The sequence below is a fragment of the Azospirillum sp. UENF 312511 genome, from assembly GCF_058780635.1.
The window spans coordinates 2,767,460-2,792,290 of the sequence record NZ_JBSNCG010000003.1 but is presented as its reverse complement, the minus strand read 5'-3'; the positions used below and the strand labels follow the sequence as shown (position 1 = coordinate 2,792,290).

The following is a 24,831-nucleotide window of genomic DNA, read 5'->3' as shown; positions in this document are numbered from 1 at the left end:
TTGAGGCGTGTCCTGCAACCAGGGTGGTGGGTACGGGTGTTCGGTCCGAAGGCGGTGTCGGGGCGGCGAGTCCCCTGCGTGCCGATCCGGTTGAACCCCTTCGCTGAATTGAAAGATGCCCGGCCGGGGCGGACAAAGCCAGGACGGCCGGCAGACGTTTGGGACAAAGAAAGACGGTCATGCGCAAGTCGGCGATCGCGGCTCTTCTTCTCGTGATCCTGGGCAACATCGGAGTCTGGGCGCTGTGGAACCGCCCGGTCGCCGAACGGTCCTGGGGCGGCGCCATCAGCGGCGTCGGCTACACGCCCTTCCACCCGGACAAGAGCCCGTCCAAGGGCGACAAGGCCTCGGCGGAAGACATCGAGAAGGACATGAAGGCCCTGGAGGGGTCGGTCAAGGGCGTGCGCATCTACTCCACCACCGACGGGTCGGAGCAGACGGCGCCCATCGCCCGCAAGTACGGGATTCCGATCACCGCGGGCGCCTGGATCGCCGGCAAGCCGGAGATCGACGAGCCGGAGATCAACGGCCTGATCAAGCTGGCGCGCGACAACAACAACGTCCGCCGCGTCCTGGTCGGCAACGAGGCGATCCTGCGCGCCGACGTCACCGTCCCGCAGGCCATCGAATACATCAAGCGCGTGAAAAAGAAGGTCAACGTCCCGGTCTCCACTGCAGAGCCGTGGCACGTCTGGCTGGAGCATCCGGAACTGGCCGACGCGGTGGACTTCCTAGCCGTCCACCTGCTGCCCTATTGGGAAGGCGTGCCCGCCGACCAGTCGGTCGATTACGCCATGTTCCGCTACAACGAGCTGAAGACCAAGTTTCCGAACAAGCACATCCTGATCTCGGAAATCGGCTGGCCGGCCGATGGCCCGTGGCGCCGCGGCGCCGAGGCGAGCCAGGTCAACCAGGCCAAGTTCATCCGCACCTTCCTGAACGTCGCGGCTCAGAACAAGCTCGACTACTTCATCATGGAGGCCTTCGACCAGCCCTGGAAGCGGGAGATCGAAGGCACCGCCGGCACCAGCTGGGGCCTGTGGGACGCGTGGCGCAAGCCGAAGTTCCCGATGATCGGCGAGGTGACGGAGCTGCGGAACTGGCCGCTGCTCTGCGGCATCTCCATCGCGGTGGGCTTCCTGCCGCTCGTCTTCTTCTTGTGGCGCCGCGGCGGCGACCTGAAGTTCGGCGGACAGGTCTTCTACGGCGCGATGATCCAGGGCGTGTCGTCGGTGCTGGTCTTCACCTTCACCGCGGCCAGCGTCGCCGGCCTCGCCACCACCACGGAAATCGCCTGGGGCATCCTGGTCTTCTGCCAGCTCGTCCTGCTCGCCGTCATGCTGATCGACGGGCTCGAACTGACGGAGGTCGTCTGGCAGGACCGCTTCAAGCGCAAGTTCCAGCCTTGCTCGGCCGCCCCCCTGCCCAACGCGCCGAAGGTGTCCATCCATGTGCCCTGCTACAACGAGCCGCCGCACATGGTCATGGAGACGCTGGACGCGCTGGCCCGGCTGGACTACCCGAACTACGAAGTCCTGCTGCTCGACAACAACACCAAGGACCCGGCGGTGTGGCGCCCGGTCGAGGAGTACTGTCGCAAGCTGGGGCCGAAGTTCCGCTTCTTCCACCTGGACAACTGGCCGGGCTTCAAGGCCGGCGCGCTGAACTTCGGGCTGGCCCAGACGGCGCCGGACGCCCAGCACATCGCCGTCATCGACAGCGACTATCAGGTCCATCCCGACTGGCTGAAGGCGACCATCCCGCATTTCGACCGGCCGGAGGTCGGCTTCGTGCAGTCCCCGCAGGACTACCGGGACTGGAGCCACGACCTGTTCCAGCGGATGATCAACTGGGAATACGCCGGCTTCTTCCATATCGGCATGATCCAGCGCAACGAGCGCAACGCGATCATCCAGCACGGCACCATGACCATCATCCGCAAGTCGGCGCTGGAGGAGGTCGGACGCTGGGGCGAGTGGTGCATCACCGAGGACGCCGACCTTGGCCTGCGCCTGTTCGAGCACAAGTACGAGGCCGTCTACATGCCGGAGAGCTACGGCAAGGGCCTCGTCCCCGACAGCTTCTCCGCCTACAAGACGCAGCGCTTCCGCTGGGCCTACGGCGCCGTTCAGATCCTCAAGCACCACTGGCGCGATCTGCTGCCGGGCGGTACGCGCCTGACCGCCGGGCAGAAGTACCACTTCGTCACCGGCTGGCTGCCCTGGTTCGCCGACGCCGCCCACATGATCTTCGGCATCGCCGGCATCATCTGGTCGCTCGGCCTGCTGGCCTTCCCGAAGTATTTCGAGTTCCCGCCCAGCGTCTTCATGATCCCGACGCTCAGCGTCTTTGCCTTCAAGGTCGGCGCTTCGCTTTGGCTGTACGAGGCGCGCGTGAAGTGCGGCTTCTGGGACAAGGTGGGGGCGGCCATCGCCGGCATGGCGCTGACCCACACGGTGGGTCGCGCCATGTGGCTGGGCATGCTCACCTCCGGGCGCCCCTTCGTCCGCACGCCGAAGTGCGAGAACCAGCCGGCGCTGATGCAGGCCTTCCTGATGGCGCGGGAGGAGATCGCACTGCTGCTGGGCCTGTGGGGCGCCGCGTTGGCCATCGTGGTGGTGTTCGGTCACGAGAACCGCGACGCCTTCATGTGGTCGGGCCTGCTGGTCGTGCAGTCGCTGCCCTACCTGTCGGCCTTCATCACCGCCCTGATCAACGCCTTCCCCAACATCGGGCTGGGCAAGCAACGGCCGGAGCCCACGGAAGCCGCCAAGGCCGGGGCGGACTGACCACACCCACCCATCGGATCATCGGCCCGGATCGCAAGCATGAAGAGAGCCCCGCCGGAATGGCGGGGCTCTCTCCGTTTCGCCCGGAAAGGCGTCCCGTGCGCGTTCTCAGTCCTGGGAACCGCCGTCTGCCATCTGCCCGATCCCGATCTGCACCGATGCGGGATGGGTGGCGTTCACCTGAATCATCAGGCGCTCGACGATCTGCAACGCCAAGCGATGCAGGTTCGGGTCCTCGCCCTTTGGATCGCGATTTTGGTGGGCGGCAGCGGCGTCCTCGAGCGCTGCATGCGCTTCCTCGAGCCGTAAGACACCGCGTTCCACCAATGCGAGCATAAGGGATTCACAAATCGAGAGGGCAGCCAGTCCCGCCGCATCCCGCTCCGCCGCCATGCCGCCCCCCGCACTCATCTGTTACCACCGACGGCCGTTCAAAACCCCATACGGCCAATGCCACCAACAGTTTTGTATATGATCCCTCACCTGTCCGGTCGAGAAAATCTAACCCCCATTAACCTATGTTATAGATGGTTTTATCGTTTGGCTTAATCGTTCGAGGCCGCCCGGAATTGGGCTGGCAGTGGCACTCGCTTCGGGGCCATAACAATTGGACGATCAAAGGCTGGAACAGAAATGACCCGCGCCCAGGCCAACATACCGTCATCTCCACTGGGGCGCAAGATAACCAGTTACATGAGCCTGACAGACGAGGAGAAGAGTTTCCTCAACGAGTTGGAGCGCAATGTTACCCGGCACGGTTCGCGTTCTGATCTTCTTCAGCAGGGAGAACGCTACGGTTGCGTGCGGGTGATGCGCAAAGGTTGGGCAATCCGTCACAAAGCGCTTCCCGACGGGCGGCGGCAGGTCGTCAATTTTGTCCTGCCCGGGGATATCATCGGCTTTTACTGCAACCTGTTCGAGACGGCGGACCATGGCGTCACCACCCTGACCCCGGCGGAGGTCGCCAACTTCCAGCCGGAACGAATCATCGAACTGTTCAAGCTCTTCCCCCGTCTGGCCGCCGCCCTCGCCTGGTCGGGCGCCAAGGAGGAAGCGATCATCGCCGAACGCCTGCTCAGCGTCGGGCGCCGCACCGCGCTGGAACGCACGGCCCACCTGATCGTGGAACTGTTGCGGCGGCTGAGCATCGTCGGGCTGGTCGAGGAGGGGCGCTTCACCCTGCCGGTCACCCAGGAAATCCTGGCCGACGCGCTGGGGCTCAGCATCGTCCACATCAACCGGACGCTCCGGCGGCTGCGCGACATCGGGCTGATCGATCTGGCCGGGCAACAGATTACCGTCCACGATGTGAAGCAGCTCGCCTCGGTCGGCCAGTTCGACGAGCTGTACCTGCATCTGATCCAGGCGCCCAAACAGCTGGAGCACGCCTTGGACGCCAAGTCCGACCGGAAGCGCGCGGGGGACTGATCGGATTTGCGATCCTCTTCGATATCCCCTTCCGATTAACCTATGACAATGCGTCGGCGCGCCGTTCGATATAGAATCTTAATTACCTGCACAGATAACCAAGCAGACGGACCACGGAGCGGACAGCGGCCACCCCCGCAACAGCTTTCCCAAACAGGCCGGACGGGCGGTATCGGGCAACCGGCATCGCCGTCCCGCTGTTCACCGGTTTCCCCGCTGTTCATTGGATAACGCATGACCGACGCCCCCCTCGCCGGCCGATCCGCAAGCTCCGGCACACTGACCGTCGCCCTTCTCGAGGACGACATGGTGCTGTGCCTGTGCATGGAAACCCTGTTCGAGGATTGGGGAATGGTGTTGGTCAGCGCCCCGACGCCAGCCGCGCTGCTGGACGCGCTGAACGGCGGGGCGCTCCCCGACATCCTGGTCGCCGATTACCATCTGGGACGTCACGGCAAGGCGCCGGAATCGGTCAGGGAGGTTCTGGCGGACGTCGGTTCCGCCCTGCCCGTCATCATCACCACCGGCGATGAATCCGTGGCCACCAAGGCGGAGATCCGCGCCGCGGGCTGGCATTTCCTGCCCAAGCCCTACGATCCCGAATCGCTTCGCGCCCTGATCCTCACCGTTCTGGGGCGGGAGGACTGAGGGGCCGTTTCCAGGCAGCGTTCCGTCAGGCGCCGGCCCGGACGTCCTCCACCAACGCTTCCAACCGGTCCAGGTCGCGGACGACCAGCGCGTCGGCCCGCCGCTCCACCAACCCATCACGGGCGAGGTCGTTCAGCACGCGGGCGACCGTTTCGCGCGCGGTGCTGACCCGGCTGGCAATGTCGGCATGGACGGGGATCGGAGCGATCACCGCCGTCGCCCCTTCCACCCGCCCCCGCTTGGCGAGCCGCAACAGTTCGGCGTGAACACGGTTGTTGGCGCCCAGCGTCGACAGTTCCATCACCCGGTCGGTGGCGATGCGGACGACCCGGCACAGCCGCCTCATCACCGCCATGGCGAGGTCCGGGTGACCGGACACCAGTTCCTGAAAGGGCCGGGGCGCCAGGAAGGCGATCAACGTCCCCTCCTCCAAGGCCATCGCGGAGGCCGAGCGGGGAAGCCCGTCGATGGCAGCCATCTCGCCCAGGAAGCCGCCGGCCTCGATGTCGTCGAAGCTGATCTCGCGCCCCGCCGGGGAATGGCTCAACACCCGCACGCGCCCCTGGACCACCAGCGCGACGTCCCGCGACTCGCCCTGGTGGTCGATGACCTGCTCGTTCGCGTGGAAGCGGCGCCAGCGGCACTGGCGTGCCACGGCGGCGCGCTCCTCCGCGGACAGCGGGCTGAGAAGCGTGATTTCATCCAGCCGGGAAGCTCCAGCGTCGGCAGGCACGGGGTCGCATCCTTTTCTGACAACCGCCCTCAAGCGCAGCGCGGAGCATAGCCGGGCCTGCGCAAAGGTGGAACCGTCTCCCTCCAACGGGTGGCGCTAACGTCCCGTTAACCCTGAAAGCGGCAGAACGGACGGGACGCGCCCACCGGAATTGAGAGAGCCATGTCGTTCCAACTGCCCTCCGGCCCCGTTCCCCGCAGCCTGATCCCCTACGCCGGCCGCGTGGATTCGCAACGCCTGCTGTCGGTCGTCGCCATTCCCTTCGCCGCGGCCATCGCCATGGCGACCGCCGTGGCGGCGATGGGCGGCGTGACCGATCCCATCGCCGAGGCCGGCGGGCCGATGTACTTCGTCCTGAACTTCGTGAAGTTCTGCTATCTGGCGGTGTCGATGGCCCATCTGTCCGGTGCCCTGGCGGAGCGCGCCAACGGCGGGCTGCCCGCCGGCCTGTGGCTGGACGAGATGGACCGCGAGGAACCCGAGTCCCGCGAATCCTTCTGGCACGCCTTCCCCAACCATCTCGACGGGGCGGCCATCGCCGGCTGCGTCACGATGCTGTGCTTCCTGCTGACCTGAGCGCGCGCCGTCCGGACAGCGCGCCGTCCTCGACACGGATGCGGTGCAGGGTCAGCGGCACGTTCAGCAGCGTGGCCAGCACCGCGATCCACCACGCCCCGAAGACCAGGGGCAGCACGGCCAGTTCGCCCGCCACAACCAGATAGTTGGGGTGGCGGACCCAGCGGAACGGCCCACGCCGCACCAGCGGCGCGCCGGGCAAGGTGACGATGCGGGTGGTCCAGAACCGCCCCAGCGTGGCGATCACCCAGACCCGCCCGGCCTGGAGCAGCACGAACAGGGCGAGCAGCCAGCCGTTGACCGGCGCGTCCGCCGGAACGACGGCGAACAGCAGGGCCAACCATCCGGCGTGCAGCCCGACGAACAGCGGGTAATGGGCGGCCCCGACCTCCTGCGCTCCCTCGGCCAGCAGGCGGCGCGTGTTGCGTTGGGCGACGACGAGTTCGCCCAAGCGCTGGGCGGCGACCAGCAGCAGGATGACGTGGGGCCAGCCCAGCGGCAGCGTTTCCATTCCAAGCGCTCCTAGAGGTCGACCTGGGCCATCGCAGCCGTGAAGCCCGGGCCGAGCGCGGTCATCAGATGCGGGCCGCGGGCGCCGGACGCGATGCGCCGCTCCAGCACGAACATCACGCTGGCCGCCGACATGTTGCCGCAGCGGCGCAGCACCGCCCAGGCGTCGTCCAGCCCGGCGGACACCGGGGTGCAGACCTCCTCCAGCGCGTGCAGCACCTTGGCGCCGCCGGGGTGGACGATCAGCCCGACGAGATCGCCGCGGGCCAGCCGCCGCCGATCCAGGAAGCCGTCGAGCACCGATTCCAGCCGGTTGCGGATCAGCGCCGGGATGCTCTGGCTGAAAATCACGCCGAGACCGTCATCCTCGACCCGCCAGCCCATTACGTCCTGCGTTCCCGGCCAGGTGTGTTCCGCCCCATCCACGAGGCGCGGTTCTTCTCCCTCTGCATCGGCGCGCAGCACCGCCGCCGCCGCGCCGTCTGCGAACAGGGCGCTGGCGACGACGTTGGTCGGCGTCGCCTCGGCCGCGCGGAAGGCCAGTGTGCAAAGCTCGACCACCAGGAACAGCACCGTCCGCCCCGCCATCGCCTGGGCGATCTGCCCGGCGCGGGTCAGCCCCAGCACGCCGCCGGCGCAGCCCAGCCCGAACAGCGGCAGACGCACCGTGTCGGGGCGGAAGCCCATGCGCTCCAGCAGAAGGGCCTCCAGGCTGGGCGTGGCGATTCCGGTGGTCGAGGCGCAGACGATGGCGTCCACGTCCTGCGGCCTCAGGCCGGCATGGGCCAGCGCCCGCCCCGCCGCTTCCTCCAGCAAGGCCAGAGCGCCGTCTCGGAAGGCGGCGGTGCGCTCCGGCCAGCCGCGCGGTTCCATGTACCAGTCGATGGGCATGACCGCGTGGCGGGTTTCGATGCCGGTGTTGGCAAAGACCGGCACCAGCCGTTCGAAGTCGCGCATTCGCGGCCCGAAGACGGCCCGCGCGACGCCGAGCGCCTCGTCCTGGCCGAGACGATGGGGCGGCAGGGCCGTGGCGAGCGAGAGGATGCGGGGGGTGTGGGTCATTCTCAGCGATGTGATGCGCGCGGGGGTGGCGGACCAGCCCTCCGGAGGGAGTTCCTTCGCTTTCTCCCCGACGACTCTTTCCCGTCGTCCGATACGTCGTTGTGGATTGAGCGGGAGCCATGTCCTGTATCACTATAGCGGGCGTCGGATTTTCGGGGGTGGGGCGGTGGATCGGAACGAGCAGGACAGCCAGAGCGCGGCGGACGAGAGCACGTCCCACCGGCCCGCCGGTATCGGGCTGATGGGGCGGCTGCGCGCCTATTTCCTGGCGGGTGTTCTGGTGACGGCGCCGATCGCGGTCACGGTCTATCTCGGCTGGTGGCTGCTGGCCTTCATCGACGGGCATGTGCGCCCGCTGATCCCCTCCGCCTACAATCCCGAGAATTACCTGCCCTTCTCGATCCCCGGCATCGGGGTGCTGACGCTGATCATCGTGCTGACCCTGATCGGCGCCTTCGCCGCCGGCTATGTCGGGCGGCTGGTGGTGCGCATCGGCGAGGGCGTGGTGGAGCGCATGCCGGTCGTCCGCTCCGTCTACGGGGCGGTGAAGCAGATTGTCGAGACGGTGCTCGCCAAGAAGTCCAAGGCCTTCCGCGAGGTGGTGTTGGTCGAGTTCCCGCGCCACGGCATGTGGTCGCTCGGCTTCATCACCGGCGGCGCCCATCCGGAGATCCAGAAGATCTCCGAAGAGGAGATGGTGCACGTCTTCATCCCCTGCGCCCCGCCGACCGCCGGCTATCTGGCGATCCTGCCGCGGCGCGAGGTGACCGTTCTGGACATGACGGTGGAGGACGGGCTGAAGCTGGTGATGTCCGGCGGCATCGTCACCCCACCCGACCGCAAGCCCCGCGAGGTGAAGGCCGCGCTTCTGGACGAGCGCAAGCGGGCGTGAGAATGTCCTGACACGCTTTACTTACCCCGACCGCAACGTCTTGGCCGCCGCGTCCCGTTCGAACAGGTACAGCAACGTTCGCAGCGCCTGACCGCGCTCGCCAGCCAGATCGGGATCGCGATCCACGATCAGCTTCGCGTCGTCGCGGGCCGCCGCCAGCAGGTCGCCGTGCACCGCCAAATCGGCCATGCGGAACTCCGGCAGGCCTGACTGGCGGGTGCCCAGCACCTCGCCGGCGCCGCGCAGCCGCAAATCCTCCTCGGCGATGACGAAGCCGTCCTCGGTGTCGCGCATCGTCTTCAGCCGGGCGCGCGCCGTCTCGGTCAGTTGCGGGTCGAACATCAGCAGGCAGGAGGACGGCTTCTCGCCGCGCCCCACCCGGCCGCGGAGCTGGTGAAGCTGGGCGAGGCCGAAGCGTTCGGCGTGCTCGATCACCATGACGGTGGCCTCGGGCACGTTCACCCCGACCTCGATGACCGTGGTGGCGACCAGAACGTCCAGGTTGCCGGCCTGGAAGGCGGCCATCACCGCGTCCTTGTCCGGCCCGCGCATCTTGCCGTGGACCAGCCCCACCCGGTCGCCGAAGGTGGCGCGCAGGAAGGCGTGACGCTCCGTCGCGGCGGCGAGGTCGGTCTGTTCCGATTCGTCGACCAGTGGGCAGACCCAGTAGACCCGCGCGCCCTCCTGCACCTTACGGTGGATGCCATGGACCACCTCCTCCAGCCGGTCGAGCGCGATGGTCACGGTCTGGATCGGCTTGCGCCCCGCCGGCTTCTCGGTCAGGCGCGACACGTCCATGTCGCCGTAAGCGGTGAGCGTCAGCGTGCGCGGAATCGGCGTCGCCGTCATCACCAGCACGTCCACCGCCCGCCCCTTGGCGGAGAGTTGGAGCCGCTGGTGGACGCCGAAGCGGTGCTGCTCGTCGATCACCGCCAGCGCAAGGTCCTTGAAGGCAACATCCTCCTGGAACAGCGCGTGGGTGCCGACCAGCAGCGGCAGCTCGCCCGAGGCCAGACGGTCCAGCACAGCCTGCCGCGCCTTGCCCTTGTCGCGCCCGGTCAGCAGGGCGAGGTCCACCCCCGCCGCCTTGCACAGCGGGGCGAGGCTTTCGGCGTGCTGGCGGGCCAGGATCTCGGTCGGCGCCATCAGGGCGGCCTGATGGCCGGCCTCCACCGCGTTCAGCATCGCCATCAGCGCGACCACCGTCTTGCCGCTGCCGACGTCACCCTGGAGCAGGCGCAGCATCCGCCGCTCCGCCGCCATGTCCTCGTAAATCTCCGCCAAGGATGTGGCCTGGGAGTTGGTCAGCGAGAAGGGCAGCGCCGCGGCCACCTTGGCGCGCAGCCGCCCGTCGCCTTGGATGACGCGGCCCGACAGGCGGCGCTGCTGCATGCGGACCAGCGTCAGGGCGAGCTGGTTCGACAGCAGCTCGTCATAGGCCAGCCTGCGGCGGATCGGGTTTGTCGGGGCGAGGTCGGCCTCGTCCTCCGGCGTGTGGGCGCGGCGGATCGACTCGTGCCACGTCGGCCAGCCGTTGCGCGACCGCCACGCGGCGTCCTGCCATTCCGGCAGTTCCGGCACGTCGTTCAGCATGGCGCGCACGGCCTTGCGCAGCGTCTTGGCCGGAAGCCCGGCGGTCATCGGATAGACCGGCTCCACCGCCTCGATCTCGTCCTTCGACTCCAACGGGACCACGGCGTCGGGGTGGGTGATCTGCGGCGTGTCGTGGAACCACTCGACCTTGCCGGACACCACCACCGTCTTGCCGACCGGCATCTGCCGTTCCAGCCAATCGCCCTTCACATGGAAATAGATCAGCTCCAGCACGCCCGTCTCGTCGGTGCAGCGGACCTTGTAGGGATGGCGGGAATTGTGCGGGGCGGCGTGCGAATTGATGCACACCGTCATGGTGGCGATCCGCCCGTTCGGCGCCTTGGCGATCTTCGGGGCGTAGCGGCGGTCGATGACGCCGCACGGCAGGTGCCACAGCAGGTCGACGACCTGCGGACCGGCCAGCTTTTCGACGAGCTTGCCCAGCCGGGGACCGAGGCCGGGGAGCGCCGTCACCGGGCGGAACAGGGGGAAAAGAACGACGGGACGCACGGGAATGGAGTCTCGGCAGCGGGGATACGGGGGCCTGTGGCACCCATTCAAGCCCGCCGAGGGGGCTCCGCGTCAAGCGCGGCGGTTTCCGAAAAAGGCCGGAGAGGGAAAAGAAGACGGCGGTGTGCAAGGGTTTGGGGGGAAGCCTGGGCGGGGGACGCCGATCCAAGGCAAAAACCCAATGCACACCGCCGCAAGAAACGATCCGAGGGTATGCGGGAACATTCCGGATCGTGTGTGGCCGGCGGCGGGAACCGCCGGTGGATGACTCGCCAGTAATCAAACGTCGTCAATGACTGCAGTTGTAGCGTCGCCCGCCTGACTCCAGCGTTGCGGGATCATGAAATCCGTTTCATGAAGCTGCCGCTCACCGGGCGGCGGCCAGGAGGGTGTCGATGTCCACATGCTCCTCCAGCCGGGCGGCGATGCGGTCGAGCGCCTGTTCGACCGTCGCCGCATAGGACTGGCCGGACGCCTCGGCCCCCAGCCCCGTCAGGAAGGCGGCGCGGAAGCCGTCCGCCCCGAACAGACCGTGCAGGTAGCAGCCCATCACCCGCCCGTCGGCGGACACCGCGCCATCCGTCTGACCGTTCGCCAGGGTCAGCATCGGGCGGGCGCGGTCCGCCCCCTCCGTGCGGCCCATGTGCATCTCGTAGCCGGCGACCGCGGCCCCCGTGGCGGCCTCCGTCCCGGTTGCCTCCTCCAGCACCTTCGGCCCCTTCAGCACGGTGTCCACCTCCAGCAGGCCCAGCCCCTCGGCTTCGCCCGGCGGCCCCTCGATGCCGTCCGGATCGGCGATTTGCCGGCCGAGCATCTGGTAGCCGCCGCAAATGCCCAGCACCCGCCCGCCGCGGCGGCGATGGGCGGCGAGATCGACGTCCCAGCCCTGGGCACGCAGCACCGCCAGATCGGCAATGGTCGCCTTGCTGCCCGGCAGGATGACCAGATCGGCGTCGCCCGGCAGCGGCTGGCCGCGCGGCACCATGGACAGGGCCACGTCCGGCTCCTGGGCCAGCGGGTCGAAATCGTCGAAGTTGGCGATGCGCGACAGCATCGGTACGGCGACGCGCAACCGCCCCCCGGAGCGGGTCTTCCAGGTGTCCAGCGCCACCGCGTCCTCCGCCGGCAGCAGGGCGGCATCGACCAGCCAGGGCACGACGCCGAAGCTCGGCCAGCCCGTGCGCTCCGTGATGACCGAGAGGCCACCGTCGAACAGCCGCACGTCGCCGCGGAACTTGTTGATGAGGAAGCCGGCGACCAGCGCCCGCTCCTCCGGTGGAATCAGGGCGTGGGTGCCGACGAGGCTGGCGATCACCCCGCCGCGGTCGATGTCGCCGACCAGCACCACCGGCACGCCGGCCGCGGTGGCGAAGCCCATGTTGGCGATGTCGCCGGCCCGCAGGTTGACCTCGGCCGGGCTGCCCGCCCCCTCGACCACCACCACGTCAGCCTCGGCCTTCAGGCGCTCGAAGCTGTCGAGCACGGTGGGGAGAAGCTGCCCCTTGCGCGACTGGTAGTCACCGGCCCGCGCCGTGCCCGCCACGACGCCGCGCACCACCACCTGGGACCCGACGTCCGACTGCGGCTTCAGCAGCACCGGGTTCATGTGGACGGACGGCGCCACCCCGCAGGCCCGCGCCTGGAGCGCCTGGGCGCGCCCGATTTCGCCGCCGTCGGCGGTGACGGCGGCGTTGTTGGACATGTTCTGCGGCTTGAAGGGCCGCACGGTCAGGCCGCGACGGACCAGCGCCCGGCACAGCCCGGCCACCAGCAGCGACTTGCCGACGTCGGAGCCGGTGCCTTGGAGCATGATCGCGCGCGGCATGGCTCAGAACTCGATGCCCGGCTGGGCTTTGACGCCCGCCTGGAAGGGGTGCTTGACCAGCGTCATCTCGGTCACGAGGTCGGCGGCCTCGATCAGCTCCGGCTTGGCGGTGCGGCCGGTGACCAGCACATGCAACCCCTCACGCCGCCCGGTCAGCACCGGAAGCACCTCCTCCACCGGCAGATAGCCCATGCGCAGGACGATGTTCAGCTCGTCCAGCACGACGAGGCTGTATTTCGGGTCGGCCATCAGTTCCTGCGCCTTGGCCCAGGCGGCCTTGGCGGCGGCGATGTCGCGCTCGCGGTCCTGGGTCTCCCAGGTGAAGCCCTCGCCCATCGTGAAGAAGTCCACGAGGTCGTCGAAGCGCTCCAGCGCCACCGTCTCGCCGGTGGACCAGGCGCCCTTGACGAACTGCACCACCCCCACCCGCATGCCGTGCCCGGCGGCGCGCAGGATCAGGCCGAAGGCGGCGGTGGACTTGCCCTTGCCGTTGCCGGTGTTGACCATCAGCAGGCCCTTCTCCTGCGTCTTGCTGGCCATCACCCGGTCGTGCAGCGCCTTGCGCCGCTTCATCTTCTCGGCGTGGCGCTCGTTCTGGTCGGCGTCTTCGGTCATGGTGTCTCTCCCTTCAGCAGCAGCGGCAGCCCGGCGGCGACAAAGGCCACCCGCTGGGCCACGGCGGCGATGTCCTGATGCAGCCGCCCCGCATGGTCGCGGAAGCGGCGGGCCAGCGCGTTGTCCGGCACGATGCCCAGCCCCACCTCGTTGGAAACCAGCACCACCCGCCCCTCCACACCGGCCAAAGCGGCCAGCAGCTCGGCGGAGCGGACGGGCACGTCGGCATCGGCCATCATCAGGTTGGACAGCCACAGCGTCAGGCAATCGACCAGCACGCCCGTCCCGGCACCGGCGTGGCGGCGCAGCGCGCCGGGCAGGTCGAGCGGCTCCTCCACCGTCGTCCAACCGGGGCCGCGGTCCTCCTTGTGACGGGCGACGCGGTCGGCCATCTCGGAGTCCCAGACCTGGGCCGTGGCGATGTAGACCCGCGGGCCGGGCGATGCGGTCACCAGCCCCTCGGCGTAGCGGCTCTTGCCGGAGCGGGCGCCGCCCAGGACGAGGGTGATGTCGGTGCTCATGACGGTCGGCTCACCTGGGCGCTTGCGGGTATTGGGCGACGCTTGGCGGACGGGCGCTTGCGGAACCGGATGGTTAGCGCAGTTGGCGCCCCGGCGCAAACCGCCATGGAGTTGCCAGACCGGAGTGCAGATCGGCGGTTGTCCTCCGCCACCTCCGTCCCGTACCATCCGCCGCCTTCCCTCCCGAACGATCCCGGAGCCGCCGATCGTGACCGACACCACCCGGCCCCGCCCGGCCCTGGCCCGCGCCGCAGCCTTCCTCCGGCGCCTCGCCGGCAAGCTGTTCCGCCGCGGCGCGCCCGTCCCTCCGCCCCCGCCGAAGCCCGTCCCCGTGACGGAGCCGATGGAATCCGGGATCTTCACCGGCGACTCCGGCTCGCTCGCCTATCGGCTGTTCGTGCCGAAGGGTGTGGCGGCGGGCCCCCGCCCACTGCTGGTCATGCTGCACGGCTGCACCCAGTCGCCGGAGGACTTCGCCGTCGGAACCCGCATGAACCGTCTGGCCGAGGAAGCCGGCTGCCTCGTCCTCTATCCGGAGCAGACCCCCGCGGCGAATGACAAGAAGTGCTGGAACTGGTTCAACCCCGACCACCAGCGCCGCGAGCGCGGCGAACCGGCGCTGATCGCCGGAGCCACCCGGCAGGTCCTGGCGGAGCAAGGGGCCGACCCGCAGCGCGTCTACGTCGCTGGGATTTCCGCGGGCGGGTCCGCCGCGATGGTCCTGGTGACGACCCACCCCGACCTGTTCGCCGCGGTGGGCGTCCATTCCGGCCTGCCCTACGGCTCGGCCAGCGGCGTGCCGTCCGCCCTGCTGGCGATGAAGGCCGGCTCCTCGGCCGGCCAACGCCCGGCGGCGGGGGCTCCGGTGGTTCCGGCCATCGTCTTCCACGGCGACGCGGACAAGGTCGTGCACCCGCGCAACGGCGACCATGTGATGGCGCAGGCCACCGCCAACGCAGAGGGGCTGACCGCGAAGACCGAGGAGGGACAGGCACCCGGCGGGCGCGGCTTCACCCGCACCGTCCACAAGGACCGCGATGGAGCAACGCTGTTCGAGCAGTGGATCGTCCACGGCAGCGGCCACGCCTGGTCTGGCGGCAGCCCGGACGGCACCTACACCGACCCGCAGGGGCCGGACGCCGCGCGGGAGATGCTGCGCTTCTTCCTGTCTCACCGGCACGCCGAGCCCGCAAAAAGCGCGTGAGTCCGCGGTTACCACTTTTGCACAGCCGAATTCGCGACACCCGTGCCATAAACTCCCTCAGCACCCACCAGCCCACCGATCCGGCCATGCGCGTCATCGCTCTCCGCCTCGCTGCCCTCGGCGCCCTCGCGCTGTGCCTGTCGGCGTCGCCGGCGGTCCAGGCCGCCAACGTCTCCGCCGGGCAGGCCGAGGCGAAGGAGGCCGCCAAGTCGCTGGGCAACTGCACGCCCGCCAAGGTAGAGGTGATGAGCTACGTCACCGGCCGCTCCGGCCAGACGGTGTTCAAGGTGGGCTGCACGGAGGACAAGGACACCTTCGTGCTGGTGCAGTGCCGGTCGCGAATCTGCACGCTGCTGCGCTGATTCACGGCTTCTTAATGAGGTTCGCCTGGAATCGGATCGAACACGGAACGGGGTGTGAAGGGTGATGAGGCTCGCTCAGTCAATCGCGTTGCTGGCGTTGGCGGTGGTCCCGCTCGGCGCTTGCGGCGGGCCGATGATGGTCGCCAGCCTCGGCGCCGATCTGGCGTCCGTCACCAGCACCAAGAAGACGCTCGGCGATCATCTGGTGTCCGCCGCGACCGGGCGCGACTGCTCGTCCGTGTCCTTCTCGGAAACCGGGCATTACTGCCCGGAGAAGGTGTACGTCGACCGTTCCCGTGTCTATTGCTACAAGACGCTGGCCGATGTGGATTGCCACCACATCCCCGACCCCCACCGCAACGGCCACACGGCCCTGGCGAGCCCGCCGCCGGACATCCGGCCGGAACCGCGGCAGCCGGGCTGGATCGAACGGATGACGGCGGAGTAAGCCCCCGCGCCGTTCCTCAGCGCATCTTCTTCGCCACGAAGGCCTTGGCGAGGGTCATCATCGCCTTTTCATGGCTGACGCCGCCCTGCCCGCCCTTGCCGGCGGGAACCACCATGGTGGCGGACTTCACCGGAGCGGGTGAACCGGCGCGGCCACGCGGCGCCGGTGCGTCCTCACCGGGATCGCGGCCGAGGCGGCTCAGCACGTCGGCCAGCGCCTCCTTGCTCAGCGCCGAATCCGCGGAACCACGGGACCGGCCCGGCTGCGCGGGCGCAGACCGGCTGGGCGCCGACGGGCGGACGCCCCGCTCGATCGCCGCCGCGGCGATGGCCTTCAGGAAAGGCTGCGAGATGCCCAGCAGGAGCTGCGGGTCCTCGACCGCCCAGGCCATCAGAAGCTTCTGCGCGGTCGCCCGGCTCCCCTTGGCCGCCACCAGCGCGTCGCGCACCTTGCCGTCCACATAGGAATTCGCCATCGCCACACGCCTCCGACCGCCGCGGACGCTCATCCGCGCAACAGGGCGACTTTCCGGCGGCAAGGGTTAACAAAGGGTTGCAAAGGCGGTTGCCCGAACGCGGCAGGGCGCCCCATGGGCAGGGCGGTTGCGCGGCGGGGCGGGAATGGGGGATAGTGGGCCTATGCTGATCGAAACCTATGCCGACCTGATCTGCCCCTGGTGCTACATCGGAAAGCGGCGGCTTGCCCGCGCCCTGGCCGACCGGCCCCGCGTCCAGGTGGAACTGCGCTGGCAGCCCTTCCAGCTCAACCCGGACATGGCGGCGGGCGGCATGGAGCGCAGCGCCTATCTGGCGGCCAAGTTCGGCGGCACGGAGCGGGCGCGGCAGATCCATCTGGTGGTCGAGGAAACGGCGGAGCGCGACGGCCTGCCGCTGCGGCTGGACCGCATCCGGCGCACGCCCAACAGCTTCGACGGTCACCGGCTGATCCGCATCGCCACCCGCCACGGGCTGGGCGACCGGATGGCCGACGCGCTGTTCCACGCCTATTTCGTGGACGGGCTGGACATCGGCGACCGCGACACGCTGGCCGCGACCGCCGCCGGCCTGGGCTTCGATTTCACGGAGATCAAAAATCTTCTGAACGGCGATGCGGAGACCACGGCGGTCTTCAATGCCGACGCCACGGCGCGCCAGCTCGGCCTTCAGGCGGTGCCCTGCTACATCTTCAACCGGCGTTATGCGCTGTCCGGCGCGCAGGAGCCCGCCAGTTTCCTCCCGCTTCTCGACCTCGGGGTCGAGGAGCAGGAAGGCGTGACGGCGGCGGCCGATTGATGATCCGGGTCACCCCGCGCATCAGCCTGGACGAGAGCGAGCTTCAGGAAAGCTTCATCCGCGCGTCCGGTCCCGGCGGCCAGCACGTCAACAAGACGGACAGCGCCGTCCAACTGCGCTTCGACGTGGCGGCCTCGCCGAACATCCCGGACGACGTGAAGGCCCGGCTGGTCCGGCTGGCCGGCTCGCGCATGACGGCGGCGGGCGTGCTGATCATCGTCGGCGACACCTACCGCAGCCAGCTGCGCAACCGCGAGGACGTGCGGGAGCGGCTGATCGACCTGATCCGCGACGCGACGGTGGTGCCAAAGAGCCGCCGCCCGACCAAGCCGACCCTTGGCTCCAAGAAGCGTCGCCTGGAGGCCAAGGGTCAGCGGTCGGACATCAAGCGTCTGCGTTCCGGCAAGCCGGAGGACTGACGCCGCTTAGTGCGGGGTCTTCTGACGGTTCAGCGAGACCATGTTCCCGCCATACTGGAACTCCGGCAGGTTGGCGAACTGGTCCTTGGTCAACTGGGTCGCCACGAGGGCGTCCTGCTGCTGGTTGTAGCGGACGTTGTCGATGTCCAGCGCGACGTTGTGCCCGCCGATGCCCATGATGCCGCCGGTCGAGACCACCAGCTGGCTCGGACGGTTGCTGCGGTTGAACAGCACGTCCTCGACCTGCCCCACCTTCTGCCCGTCATAGGCGACGACCGACTTGCCCAGCATGGCCTGCGGCTCGATCCGCGAGGCGGTCTGGAGCGATTGCTCGGACATCGGGCGGGATGCCTGCTCGCTTCCCCCACCGAACCAGCTCGACGTCTCGGCGCAGCCCCCCAAAGCCAAAAGCGCGACCGCCGACAGGACCGGAACAGCAACCTTACGCATAGCCCCCTCCTTCTGACGAGATAACCACGCGGGTTTAAACAGGCCGTCGACCGCAATCGTCACGGTGTCTTGCGGCGATCACGCCCGACGCGCCGGAACGCGCCGCGTCCGGCCGCGTTCTGCACTCTCTCAACTCTCCCCCGAGGCTCCGCAGATCATGGCCGAAGACACCGCCCGCCGGTTGCAGGCCCGCCCCATTCCGGTGCCGAAGGCCGCCCCTCCCGCCTCCACCCAGACGACGCTGCTGGTCATCGCGCTGGTGGTGGCGACGCTGTATCTGGGAAGCGACATCCTGGTCCCCATCGCGCTGGCGGTGCTGCTGACCTTCGTCCTGGCGCCCATCGTCAGCCGGCTGGAGCGGCTGCGTCTGGGCCGGGTGCCCTCGGTCCTGGCGGTGGTGGTGCTGGTCTTCGCGGGCATCGCCGGTTTCGGCATGGTGGTCGGCGGGCAAATCGCCGACCTCGCCAACAACCTGCCCAGCTATCAGAAGAATGTGCATGACAAGCTGGATTCGCTGCGCTCCCGCGCCACGTCGGCGGGCAGCGGCGGGGTGGTGCAGCAGGCCACCGAAGCCTTCCGCGACCTGAAGCAGGGTCTGGAGCAGGTGACCGGCGACACCCCGCCCGCCGCCACGGCTCCGGCCAGCGCCCTGCCAACCCCCGGCGCCGCGCGGGAGCCGGTGCCGGTGCGGATCGAGCAGGACGGCTCCGACGCGCTGACCATCATCAGCGACGTGCTGGGGCCGGCCATGGCGCCGGTCGCCACGGCGGGCATGGTGCTGGTCTTCACCATCTTCATGCTGTTGCAGCGCGAGGATCTGCGCGACCGGCTGATCCGGCTGGCCGGGTCCGGCGACCTCAGCCGCACGACGGAGGCGATGAACGACGCGGGCGAGCGGGTCAGCCGCTACCTGCTGATGCAGTGCGTGGTCAACGTCACCTACGGCCTGCCCATCGGGATCGGGCTGTGGCTGCTCGGCGTGCCGAACCCGCTCTTGTGGGGGATGCTGGCGACGGTGCTGCGCTTCATCCCCTTTCTGGGGCCGGCGATCGCCGCAGCCTTCCCGATCCTGCTGTCCTTCGCGGTCGACACGGGATGGACCCTGCCGCTGCTCTGCATCGCCCTGTTCGTGGCGGTGGAGCTGTTCTCCAACAATGTGGTGGAGCCCTGGCTCTACGGATCGGCCACCGGCCTGTCGTCGCTGGCGATCATCGTGGCGGCGGTGTTCTGGACGACGCTGTGGGGGCCGGTCGGGCTGCTGCTGGCGACGCCGTTGACCGTCTGCCTCGTCGTGCTGGGGCGGCACGTTCCGCAGCTTCATTTCCTGGAGGTGATGCTGGGCGACCGGCCGGTCCTGCCCGACGAGGCCAAGCTGTACCAGCGTCTGCTCGCCCGCGACCCCATCGAGGCCATGGAGATCGCCGAGGAGAAGATGAGCAAGGGGGGGCTGGTCGAGGCGGGACACGGCCTGCTGATTCCCACCCTGTCGCTGGCCGAGCAGGACCGCCAGCGCAACCGCCTGAATCCGGAAGGGCGACAGGCGGTGGCCGAGGGCATGACGACGCTGCTGGACGAGATGATGGAGTCCTCGCCGCCTGCCGCGGAAGACACGCCGCTGGTCCTGTGCATCGGCGCCCGCAACGACCTGGACGAGGCGGCGGCGGCTCTGCTCGGCCACATGCTGCGCCCACGCGGGCTGCGCGCCGACGTGATCCCCTGCGAGAAGGTGTCCGTCCGCTCCATCGCCGCTCTGGCCCCGACCGGCGTGTCGGCGGTGGTGCTGTCCTACCTGAACCCGTCCGCCCTGTCGCACGCCCGGCGGCTGGTGCGCCGGCTGCGCCTGCATTTCGGCCCGAACGTGCCGATCCTGCTTTGCCTGTGGAGCGCCCATCCCGAAGCGGACGCGCCGGAGCACGCCATCTCCCAGACCACCGCCGACCGCGTCGCCACCAGCCTGACCGGCGCCGTCACGCAGTTGGAGGAGCTGGGCGTGCTCGCCGCCGTCGAAGCGGAGAAGGCCCCGCAGGCGTGAACGTCAGGACGGCGCCACGACGGTGCAGACGCGCTTCAGCGCGTCGGCCGCGCGCTCCACGTCCTCGTCACGCACCAGCACGTAATCGGTGTCGTAGGTGGACATGGCGAAGATCGGCACCCGCGCCTGGGCCAGCGGCACGGCGATGCGCGCCAGCACCCCGAACAGGGAAAAGTCCAGCGGCCCCTCCACCTTGAAGGCGCGCCATCCCCGCTCCGCCGTCACGCCCTCCGGCACGCGGGACTCGCGGCAGAGGATGGACAGTTCCTCCCCCGTGCGGGTGGCGCTGACCAGCGGGTCGGTCCAGTCGAGCCAGCCGGGCATCCCGTCCCCCGGCGCCAGCCGCGCCACCGCCAGCCGGTCGGGCAGGACCGACAGGGTCAGCGGCTTGGTTTCCGGCAGCAGGGCGGCGTCCAGCGTGGCGCGGTCCACCTCGAACGGTTTGAGAATGCGCTTGGCCCGTGCGGCCAGCGACGGGATGCGCGAGCGCATGGCCCGGCCCAGCATGTCCGCCGCGACCGGGCGAAGCTCCAGATCGTCCGCCGCCAGATCGACCATGGCCTGAAGCGCGGCGCTCTGCACGATCCGGCTGGCCCGGTTCTCGAACCAGCCTTCCAGAAGCGCCACAGCGCGCCCGCGCTGCTCCTCCGTCAGGGTCAGGCGGGGAAGGACGGCCGCCAAGTGCCAGCGCACCTCCGCTTGCTCGATCGCCGCGGCGTCGGTCAGCAGCCGTTCCGCGAAAGCGTCCAGCGGACGCGCATCGCCGCGCGACACCCGCTCCAGGGCGTCGGCGGCGCGCATCCGCACCCCGGCGTCGCCGTCGAACAGGCAGGCGACCAGTTCGGGCAAACGGGCGGGATCGGCGGCCACCGCCTCCGCCACCGTCGGCACGTCACCGAATGCTCGACGGTCACCGCCGAGCGCCAGGGCCTTCGCCAGCCCCCCATCCTTTTTCATCGCCTCAGCGCCGCCCGAAGGGACGCGAGGGGATATTCCGCCCGAACTTCGACCCGACTTTCAGCGCACTGGGGCGCGGCGGCGGAGGCGGCGGCGGGGGTGGCGGCGCCTCGCCCTTCGGCACGGCGCCACCGCCGGCCATCTGGGCGAGATCGCTCATCAGCCGGTTGACGCCGCGCACCCGCTGGGCCTCATCGGCCCATTCGCGGGTGTAGACCAGCTTGTGGTCGGGCCGCAGCTTCATCAGGCTCATCTGCTGGCTGATGTAGGTCAGCAGCTTGGCCGGCTCGGCGTAGCTGTTGTTGCGGAAGGTCAGAACGGCGCCCTTCGGCCCGGCGTCCACCCGTTCCACCCCCGCCTGACGGCAGAGCTGCTTGATGGTGACGACGTCCAGCAGGTTCTCCACCTCGCCCGGCAGCTTGCCGAAGCGGTCGATCAGCTCCGCCGCGAAGCCGTCGATCTCCGCCCGGTCCACCAGCTCGGCGATGCGGCGGTAGAGCGACAGGCGCACCGTCAGGTCGGGAACATACTCCTCCGGGATCAGCACCGGCGTGCCCAGGTTGATCTGCGGGGTCCAGGGCTGGTCCTCCGCCCCGCTCGGCACCTGCCCGTCCATGTTGGCGCGGGCGTTGGCGACGGCCTCCTCCAGCATGTGCTGGTACAGCTCGACGCCGACCTCCTTGACGTGGCCCGACTGCTCCTCGCCCAGCAGGTTGCCGGCGCCGCGGATGTCCATGTCGTGGCTGGCCAGCTGGAAGCCGGCGCCCAGGCTGTCCAGCGTCTCGATGACGTGCAGCCGCTGCTGCGCCGTGCCGGTCAGCGGCTTGTTCGGCGCGTAGGTGAGGTAAGCGTAGCCGCGCACCTTCGACCGGCCGACGCGCCCGCGAATCTGGTAGAGCTGGGCTAGGCCGAACATGTCCGCCCGGTGCACGATCAGCGTGTTGGCGTTGGGGATGTCGATGCCGCTCTCGATGATGTTGGTGGCGAGCAGCACCTCGAACTTGCCCTCGTCGAAGGCGGTCATCACCTCTTCCAGCTCGCTGGCCGGCATCTGGCCGTGGGCGGTGACGATCTTCACCTCAGGCACCAGCTCGCGCACCCGCTCGGCGACCTTGGGCAGGTCCTCCACGCGGGGGCAGACGTAGAAGGTCTGGCCGCCCCGGTAATGCTCGCGCAGGATGGCCTCGCGCACCACCACCGGGTCGTAGGGCAGGACGAAGGTGCGCACCGCCAAACGGTCCACCGGCGGTGTGGCGATCAGCGACAGTTCGCGCACGCCGCTCAGCGCCATCTGGAGCGTGCGCGGGATCGGTGTGGCGGTCAGCGTCAGGACATGCACATCGGCGCGCAGCTCCTTCAACCGTTCCTTCTGCTTCACGCCGAAATGCTGCTCCTCGTCGACGATGACCATGCCGAGCTGCTTGAACTGCACGCCCTTGCCGAGCAGCGCGTGGGTGCCGATCACGATGTCGGCGGTGCCCTCCGTCAGCTCCTGCTTGACCTTGGTCTGCTCCTTGGGCGTCACCATGCGCGACAGCTGGACGACGCGCAGCGGCAGCCCGGCGAAGCGCGTCGTGAAGGTCTTGAAATGCTGGCGCGCCAGAAGCGTGGTCGGCACCACCACGGCGACCTGCTGGCCGCTCATGGCGACGAGGAAGGCGGCGCGCAGCGCCACCTCCGTCTTGCCGAAGCCGACGTCGCCGCAGACCAGCCGGTCCATGGGACGGCCCGAGCCGAGGTCGGTGAAGACCTCCTCGATCACCTTCAGCTGGTCGTCCGTCTCCGGATAGGGGAAGCGCGCGGCGAACTCCTGATAGACGCCCTCCGGCGTATAGACCGGATCGGCCTTCTTCAGCATGCGCTCGGCGGCGATCTTCAAAAGCGCCTCGGCCATGTCCTTCAGGCGCTTCTTGACGCGGGCCTTGCGGCCCTGCCAGCCGGCCCCGCCCAACTTGTCGAGCTGCGCGTGCGCGTCCTCCGACCCGTAGCGGGTCAGCACCTCGATATTCTCGACGGGGACGTAGAGCTTGTCGCCCCCCTCGTAGATCAGCCGCAGGCAGTCGTGCGGCGCGCCGGACACCTCAAGCGTCTCCAACCCGTCGTAGCGCCCGATGCCGTGGTCCATGTGCACCACGAGGTCGCCGGAGGCCAGCGCCGTGTATTCGGCGATGAAGTTGGCGGCCTTGCGCTTCTTCTTCGCCGCCGGGCGGACGAGGCGGTCGCCGAGGATGTCCTGCTCGGTGATGACGGCCATATCGGCGGAGGTGAAGCCGTGCTCCATCCCCAGCACGATCATGCCGATGACGTGGCGGTCGAAGCGGCGGACGTCCTCGACGCTCTCCGCCGGCTCCAGCCCCGGAATGCCGTGGTCGCCCAGCACCGTCATCAGACGGTCGCGGGAGCCCGCGGAATAGCCGGCCACCAGCACGCGCCGCCCGTCGGCCCGCAGCGCCCGGATGTGGTCCTTCACCGCCTCGAAGACGTTGACGTCGGGCCGCGCCCGCTCCTCGGCGAAGTCGTGGCCGCGCCGCCCGCCGGCGTCCAGCGTGCCCTTGATGCCCGGCGGCGTGCCGAAGGGCTGGAGCTGCGCCACGGCGTGGGCGGCGAACAGGTCGTCCCAGGCCTGGGCGTCGAGGAACATCATGCCGACCGGCACCGGTTTGTAGACCGGCGAGCCCGTCCGCTTCTCGATGACGATCATGCTCTCGCGGGAGGCGTGGAAGTCCACCACCTGCGCGATGCGCGAATCGCGCGCCTCCGTCGCCTGATGGTCCAGCGACAGGATGGCCTTGGGCATGTAGGCCAGCAGCGATTCCATCGTCTCGTGGAACAGCGGCAGCCAATGCTCCATGCCGCCGTACTTGCGCCCGGCGCTGATCGCCTCGTAAAGCGGGTCGTCGTCGGTGACGGCGCCGAACAGCTCCCGGTAGCCGGAGCGGAAGCGGGCGATGCCGGCCTCGTCCAGGAAGACCTCCGACATCGGCTTCAGATCGACGCCGTCGCGCTTGTCGGTGGTGCGCTGCGACATCGGGTCGAAGCTGCGCACGGCCTCCAGCTCGTCGCCGAACAGGTCGAGGCGCAGCGGCTCGTCGGTGCCCGGCGGAAACAGGTCGACGATGCCGCCGCGCACGGCGAACTCGCCCGGCTCGCGCACCGTCTGGGCGCGGGTGTAGCCGTTGCCGGCCAGATAGCGCTGCAGCTTCTCCAGATCGATCCGGTCCCGCAGCTTCGCCGAGAACACCGCGTCGCGGAAGGCGGCGCGGGGCGGCACCTTCTGCACCATGGCGTTGACGGTGGTCAGCACGACCAGCGGCGGCGCGTCCGCCTTGCGCGCCATAAGGCGGGTCAGCGTGTCGATGCGCTTCGCCACGATGCCGCCGTTGGGCGACACCCGGTCGTAGGGCAGGCAGTCCCAGGCCGGGAAGACCTGCACCTCCAGCGACGGCGCGAAGAAGGCCAGCGCCTCCGCCAGCTGGGCGGCGCGGGTGTCGTCGAGCGCGACGTGGAGGAGTCCGGCGCTCCCCGCCCGCTTGGCGAGGTCGGCGAGGACGCGGGCGTCATGGCCGGCGGGGGCGCCGCCAACCAGAAGGCGGCCGGAGCGTCCCGGCTGCAACTGTTCGAAGCTGGGCAAGGATCGGGCCTCAGGACCCCTGACGGGGCGTGTAGCGGAACTTGGTCAACAGCTGCATGACGTCGGTGTCATGCTCGGCGGGCAGCGGCTCGCGCCCGGCGTACCAGTTGTAGAGGTCGGGGTCGCTGAGTTCGAGCAGCGCCTCGTAGCGGTCGAGCTGCGCGTGGTCGAAGTCCGGGACGTGAGCGTCGGCGAAGCTGCCGATCAGCAGGTCCATCTCGCGCATGCCGCGGTGCCACGACCGGAAGCGCAGCCGCTTGCGCCGGTTTTCCAGGGACTCGCCGCTCTCCGACAGGGTGTTCTCGTCGCTCATGCCATCCACGCCAAAAAGCCC

General features: G+C 69.1%; 24 protein-coding genes. 11 read left to right on the top strand and 13 right to left on the bottom strand.

What is annotated here, in order from left to right; genetic code table 11:
- Positions 1–179 precede the first annotated feature (179 nt).
- Positions 180–2,789 carry a glycosyltransferase family 2 protein gene (locus tag ACWPN7_RS24640; protein ID WP_038527590.1) on the top strand — a complete coding sequence of 870 codons (2,610 nt, stop codon included), beginning with the start codon at positions 180–182 and terminating at the stop codon, positions 2,787–2,789.
- A gap of 108 nt (positions 2,790–2,897) precedes the next feature.
- Here the strand turns inward: ACWPN7_RS24640 and ACWPN7_RS24635 are convergent, their stop codons facing one another.
- Positions 2,898–3,182, bottom strand: coding sequence for a hypothetical protein (locus ACWPN7_RS24635; protein ID WP_144243463.1), 285 nt, complete (start codon positions 3,180–3,182; stop codon positions 2,898–2,900).
- A 300-nt stretch (positions 3,183–3,482) separates the two neighbouring features.
- Between ACWPN7_RS24635 and ACWPN7_RS24630 the strand changes: the two genes are divergently transcribed.
- Positions 3,483–4,217 (top strand): Crp/Fnr family transcriptional regulator, encoded by a 735-nt coding sequence (locus ACWPN7_RS24630; RefSeq protein ID WP_246653612.1) that lies wholly within the window; start codon positions 3,483–3,485, stop codon positions 4,215–4,217.
- A gap of 234 nt (positions 4,218–4,451) precedes the next feature.
- Positions 4,452–4,865, top strand: coding sequence for a response regulator (locus ACWPN7_RS24625; protein WP_038527588.1), 414 nt, complete (start codon positions 4,452–4,454; stop codon positions 4,863–4,865).
- A gap of 25 nt (positions 4,866–4,890) precedes the next feature.
- On the opposite strand, the gene ACWPN7_RS24620 is transcribed toward ACWPN7_RS24625, so the two are convergent.
- Positions 4,891–5,598, bottom strand: a complete 708-nt coding sequence (locus tag ACWPN7_RS24620) for a Crp/Fnr family transcriptional regulator (protein WP_407823473.1) — start codon at positions 5,596–5,598, stop codon at positions 4,891–4,893.
- A 162-nt stretch (positions 5,599–5,760) separates the two neighbouring features.
- Between ACWPN7_RS24620 and ACWPN7_RS24615 the strand changes: the two genes are divergently transcribed.
- Positions 5,761–6,174: a hypothetical protein gene (locus ACWPN7_RS24615; protein ID WP_014240695.1), complete on the top strand. Its 414-nt coding sequence runs from the start codon at positions 5,761–5,763 to the stop codon at positions 6,172–6,174.
- Here ACWPN7_RS24615 and ACWPN7_RS24610 read toward each other — a convergent pair.
- Complete coding sequence (locus tag ACWPN7_RS24610; RefSeq protein WP_103038979.1) at positions 6,146–6,685, bottom strand: isoprenylcysteine carboxyl methyltransferase family protein; 540 nt, start codon at positions 6,683–6,685, stop codon at positions 6,146–6,148. The two genes, ACWPN7_RS24615 and ACWPN7_RS24610, sit on opposite strands and share 29 nt — an antisense overlap.
- Before the next feature lie 11 nt (positions 6,686–6,696).
- Positions 6,697–7,746 carry a type III polyketide synthase gene (locus tag ACWPN7_RS24605; RefSeq protein WP_038527582.1) on the bottom strand — a complete coding sequence of 350 codons (1,050 nt, stop codon included), beginning with the start codon at positions 7,744–7,746 and terminating at the stop codon, positions 6,697–6,699.
- 166 nt (positions 7,747–7,912) lie between these two features.
- On the opposite strand from ACWPN7_RS24605, the gene ACWPN7_RS24600 reads away from it, so the two are divergent.
- Positions 7,913–8,638, top strand: coding sequence for a DUF502 domain-containing protein (locus ACWPN7_RS24600; protein ID WP_051657822.1), 726 nt, complete (start codon positions 7,913–7,915; stop codon positions 8,636–8,638).
- 21 nt (positions 8,639–8,659) lie between these two features.
- Here ACWPN7_RS24600 and recG read toward each other — a convergent pair whose 3' ends face one another.
- The 4 genes from recG to cobU all read right to left on the bottom strand — a co-directional run bounded on the left by recG (position 8,660) and on the right by cobU (position 13,702).
- A complete protein-coding gene (gene recG, locus ACWPN7_RS24595; RefSeq protein WP_492273471.1) occupies positions 8,660–10,741 on the bottom strand; it encodes an ATP-dependent DNA helicase RecG in 2,082 nt (693 codons plus the stop codon).
- Between the two features lie 367 nt (positions 10,742–11,108).
- Positions 11,109–12,566 (bottom strand): cobyric acid synthase, encoded by a 1,458-nt coding sequence (locus ACWPN7_RS24590; protein WP_492273470.1) that lies wholly within the window; start codon positions 12,564–12,566, stop codon positions 11,109–11,111.
- Positions 12,567–12,569: 3 nt separating this feature from the next.
- Entirely contained in the window at positions 12,570–13,181 is a 612-nt protein-coding gene (cobO, locus tag ACWPN7_RS24585) for a cob(I)yrinic acid a,c-diamide adenosyltransferase (RefSeq protein WP_200476215.1), read from the bottom strand.
- Positions 13,178–13,702, bottom strand: coding sequence for a bifunctional adenosylcobinamide kinase/adenosylcobinamide-phosphate guanylyltransferase (cobU, locus tag ACWPN7_RS24580; RefSeq protein WP_038527575.1), 525 nt, complete (start codon positions 13,700–13,702; stop codon positions 13,178–13,180). Before cobU ends, cobO begins: the two co-directional genes overlap by 4 nt.
- Before the next feature lie 208 nt (positions 13,703–13,910).
- Here cobU and ACWPN7_RS24575 point away from each other — a divergent pair, with 208 nt between their 5' ends.
- From ACWPN7_RS24575 to ACWPN7_RS24565, 3 genes are all read left to right on the top strand, one after another.
- A complete protein-coding gene (locus ACWPN7_RS24575; protein ID WP_459196542.1) occupies positions 13,911–14,906 on the top strand; it encodes an extracellular catalytic domain type 1 short-chain-length polyhydroxyalkanoate depolymerase in 996 nt (331 codons plus the stop codon).
- Between the two features lie 86 nt (positions 14,907–14,992).
- Positions 14,993–15,268, top strand: a complete 276-nt coding sequence (locus tag ACWPN7_RS24570; protein ID WP_149648656.1) for a hypothetical protein — start codon at positions 14,993–14,995, stop codon at positions 15,266–15,268.
- A 64-nt stretch (positions 15,269–15,332) separates the two neighbouring features.
- A complete protein-coding gene (locus ACWPN7_RS24565; RefSeq protein ID WP_149648655.1) occupies positions 15,333–15,716 on the top strand; it encodes a hypothetical protein in 384 nt (127 codons plus the stop codon).
- Positions 15,717–15,732: 16 nt separating this feature from the next.
- On the opposite strand, the gene ACWPN7_RS24560 is transcribed toward ACWPN7_RS24565, so the two are convergent.
- Entirely contained in the window at positions 15,733–16,191 is a 459-nt protein-coding gene (locus tag ACWPN7_RS24560; protein WP_038527569.1) for a hypothetical protein, read from the bottom strand.
- A gap of 163 nt (positions 16,192–16,354) precedes the next feature.
- Here ACWPN7_RS24560 and ACWPN7_RS24555 point away from each other — a divergent pair, with 163 nt between their 5' ends.
- Positions 16,355–17,008, top strand: coding sequence for a DsbA family oxidoreductase (locus tag ACWPN7_RS24555; RefSeq protein WP_200475234.1), 654 nt, complete (start codon positions 16,355–16,357; stop codon positions 17,006–17,008).
- Complete coding sequence (gene arfB, locus ACWPN7_RS24550) at positions 17,008–17,427, top strand: alternative ribosome rescue aminoacyl-tRNA hydrolase ArfB (protein ID WP_014240675.1); 420 nt, start codon at positions 17,008–17,010, stop codon at positions 17,425–17,427. Before ACWPN7_RS24555 ends, arfB begins: the two co-directional genes overlap by 1 nt.
- 6 nt (positions 17,428–17,433) lie before the next feature.
- Here arfB and ACWPN7_RS24545 read toward each other — a convergent pair whose 3' ends face one another.
- Entirely contained in the window at positions 17,434–17,877 is a 444-nt protein-coding gene (locus ACWPN7_RS24545; protein WP_014240674.1) for a PRC-barrel domain-containing protein, read from the bottom strand.
- A gap of 157 nt (positions 17,878–18,034) precedes the next feature.
- Between ACWPN7_RS24545 and ACWPN7_RS24540 the strand changes: the two genes are divergently transcribed.
- Positions 18,035–19,909 (top strand): AI-2E family transporter, encoded by a 1,875-nt coding sequence (locus ACWPN7_RS24540; RefSeq protein ID WP_456522144.1) that lies wholly within the window; start codon positions 18,035–18,037, stop codon positions 19,907–19,909.
- Positions 19,910–19,912: 3 nt separating this feature from the next.
- Here the strand turns inward: ACWPN7_RS24540 and ACWPN7_RS24535 are convergent, their stop codons facing one another.
- The 3 genes from ACWPN7_RS24535 to ACWPN7_RS24525 are packed head-to-tail and all read right to left on the bottom strand — an operon-like array spanning position 19,913 to position 24,810.
- Positions 19,913–20,866: an ACT domain-containing protein gene (locus tag ACWPN7_RS24535; protein ID WP_459196541.1), complete on the bottom strand. Its 954-nt coding sequence runs from the start codon at positions 20,864–20,866 to the stop codon at positions 19,913–19,915.
- A 4-nt stretch (positions 20,867–20,870) separates the two neighbouring features.
- A complete protein-coding gene (gene mfd / locus ACWPN7_RS24530; RefSeq protein WP_459196540.1) occupies positions 20,871–24,497 on the bottom strand; it encodes a transcription-repair coupling factor in 3,627 nt (1,208 codons plus the stop codon).
- Positions 24,498–24,507: 10 nt separating this feature from the next.
- Entirely contained in the window at positions 24,508–24,810 is a 303-nt protein-coding gene (locus ACWPN7_RS24525; protein WP_038530795.1) for an FAD assembly factor SdhE, read from the bottom strand.
- Between the last annotated feature and the right edge of the window lie 21 nt (positions 24,811–24,831).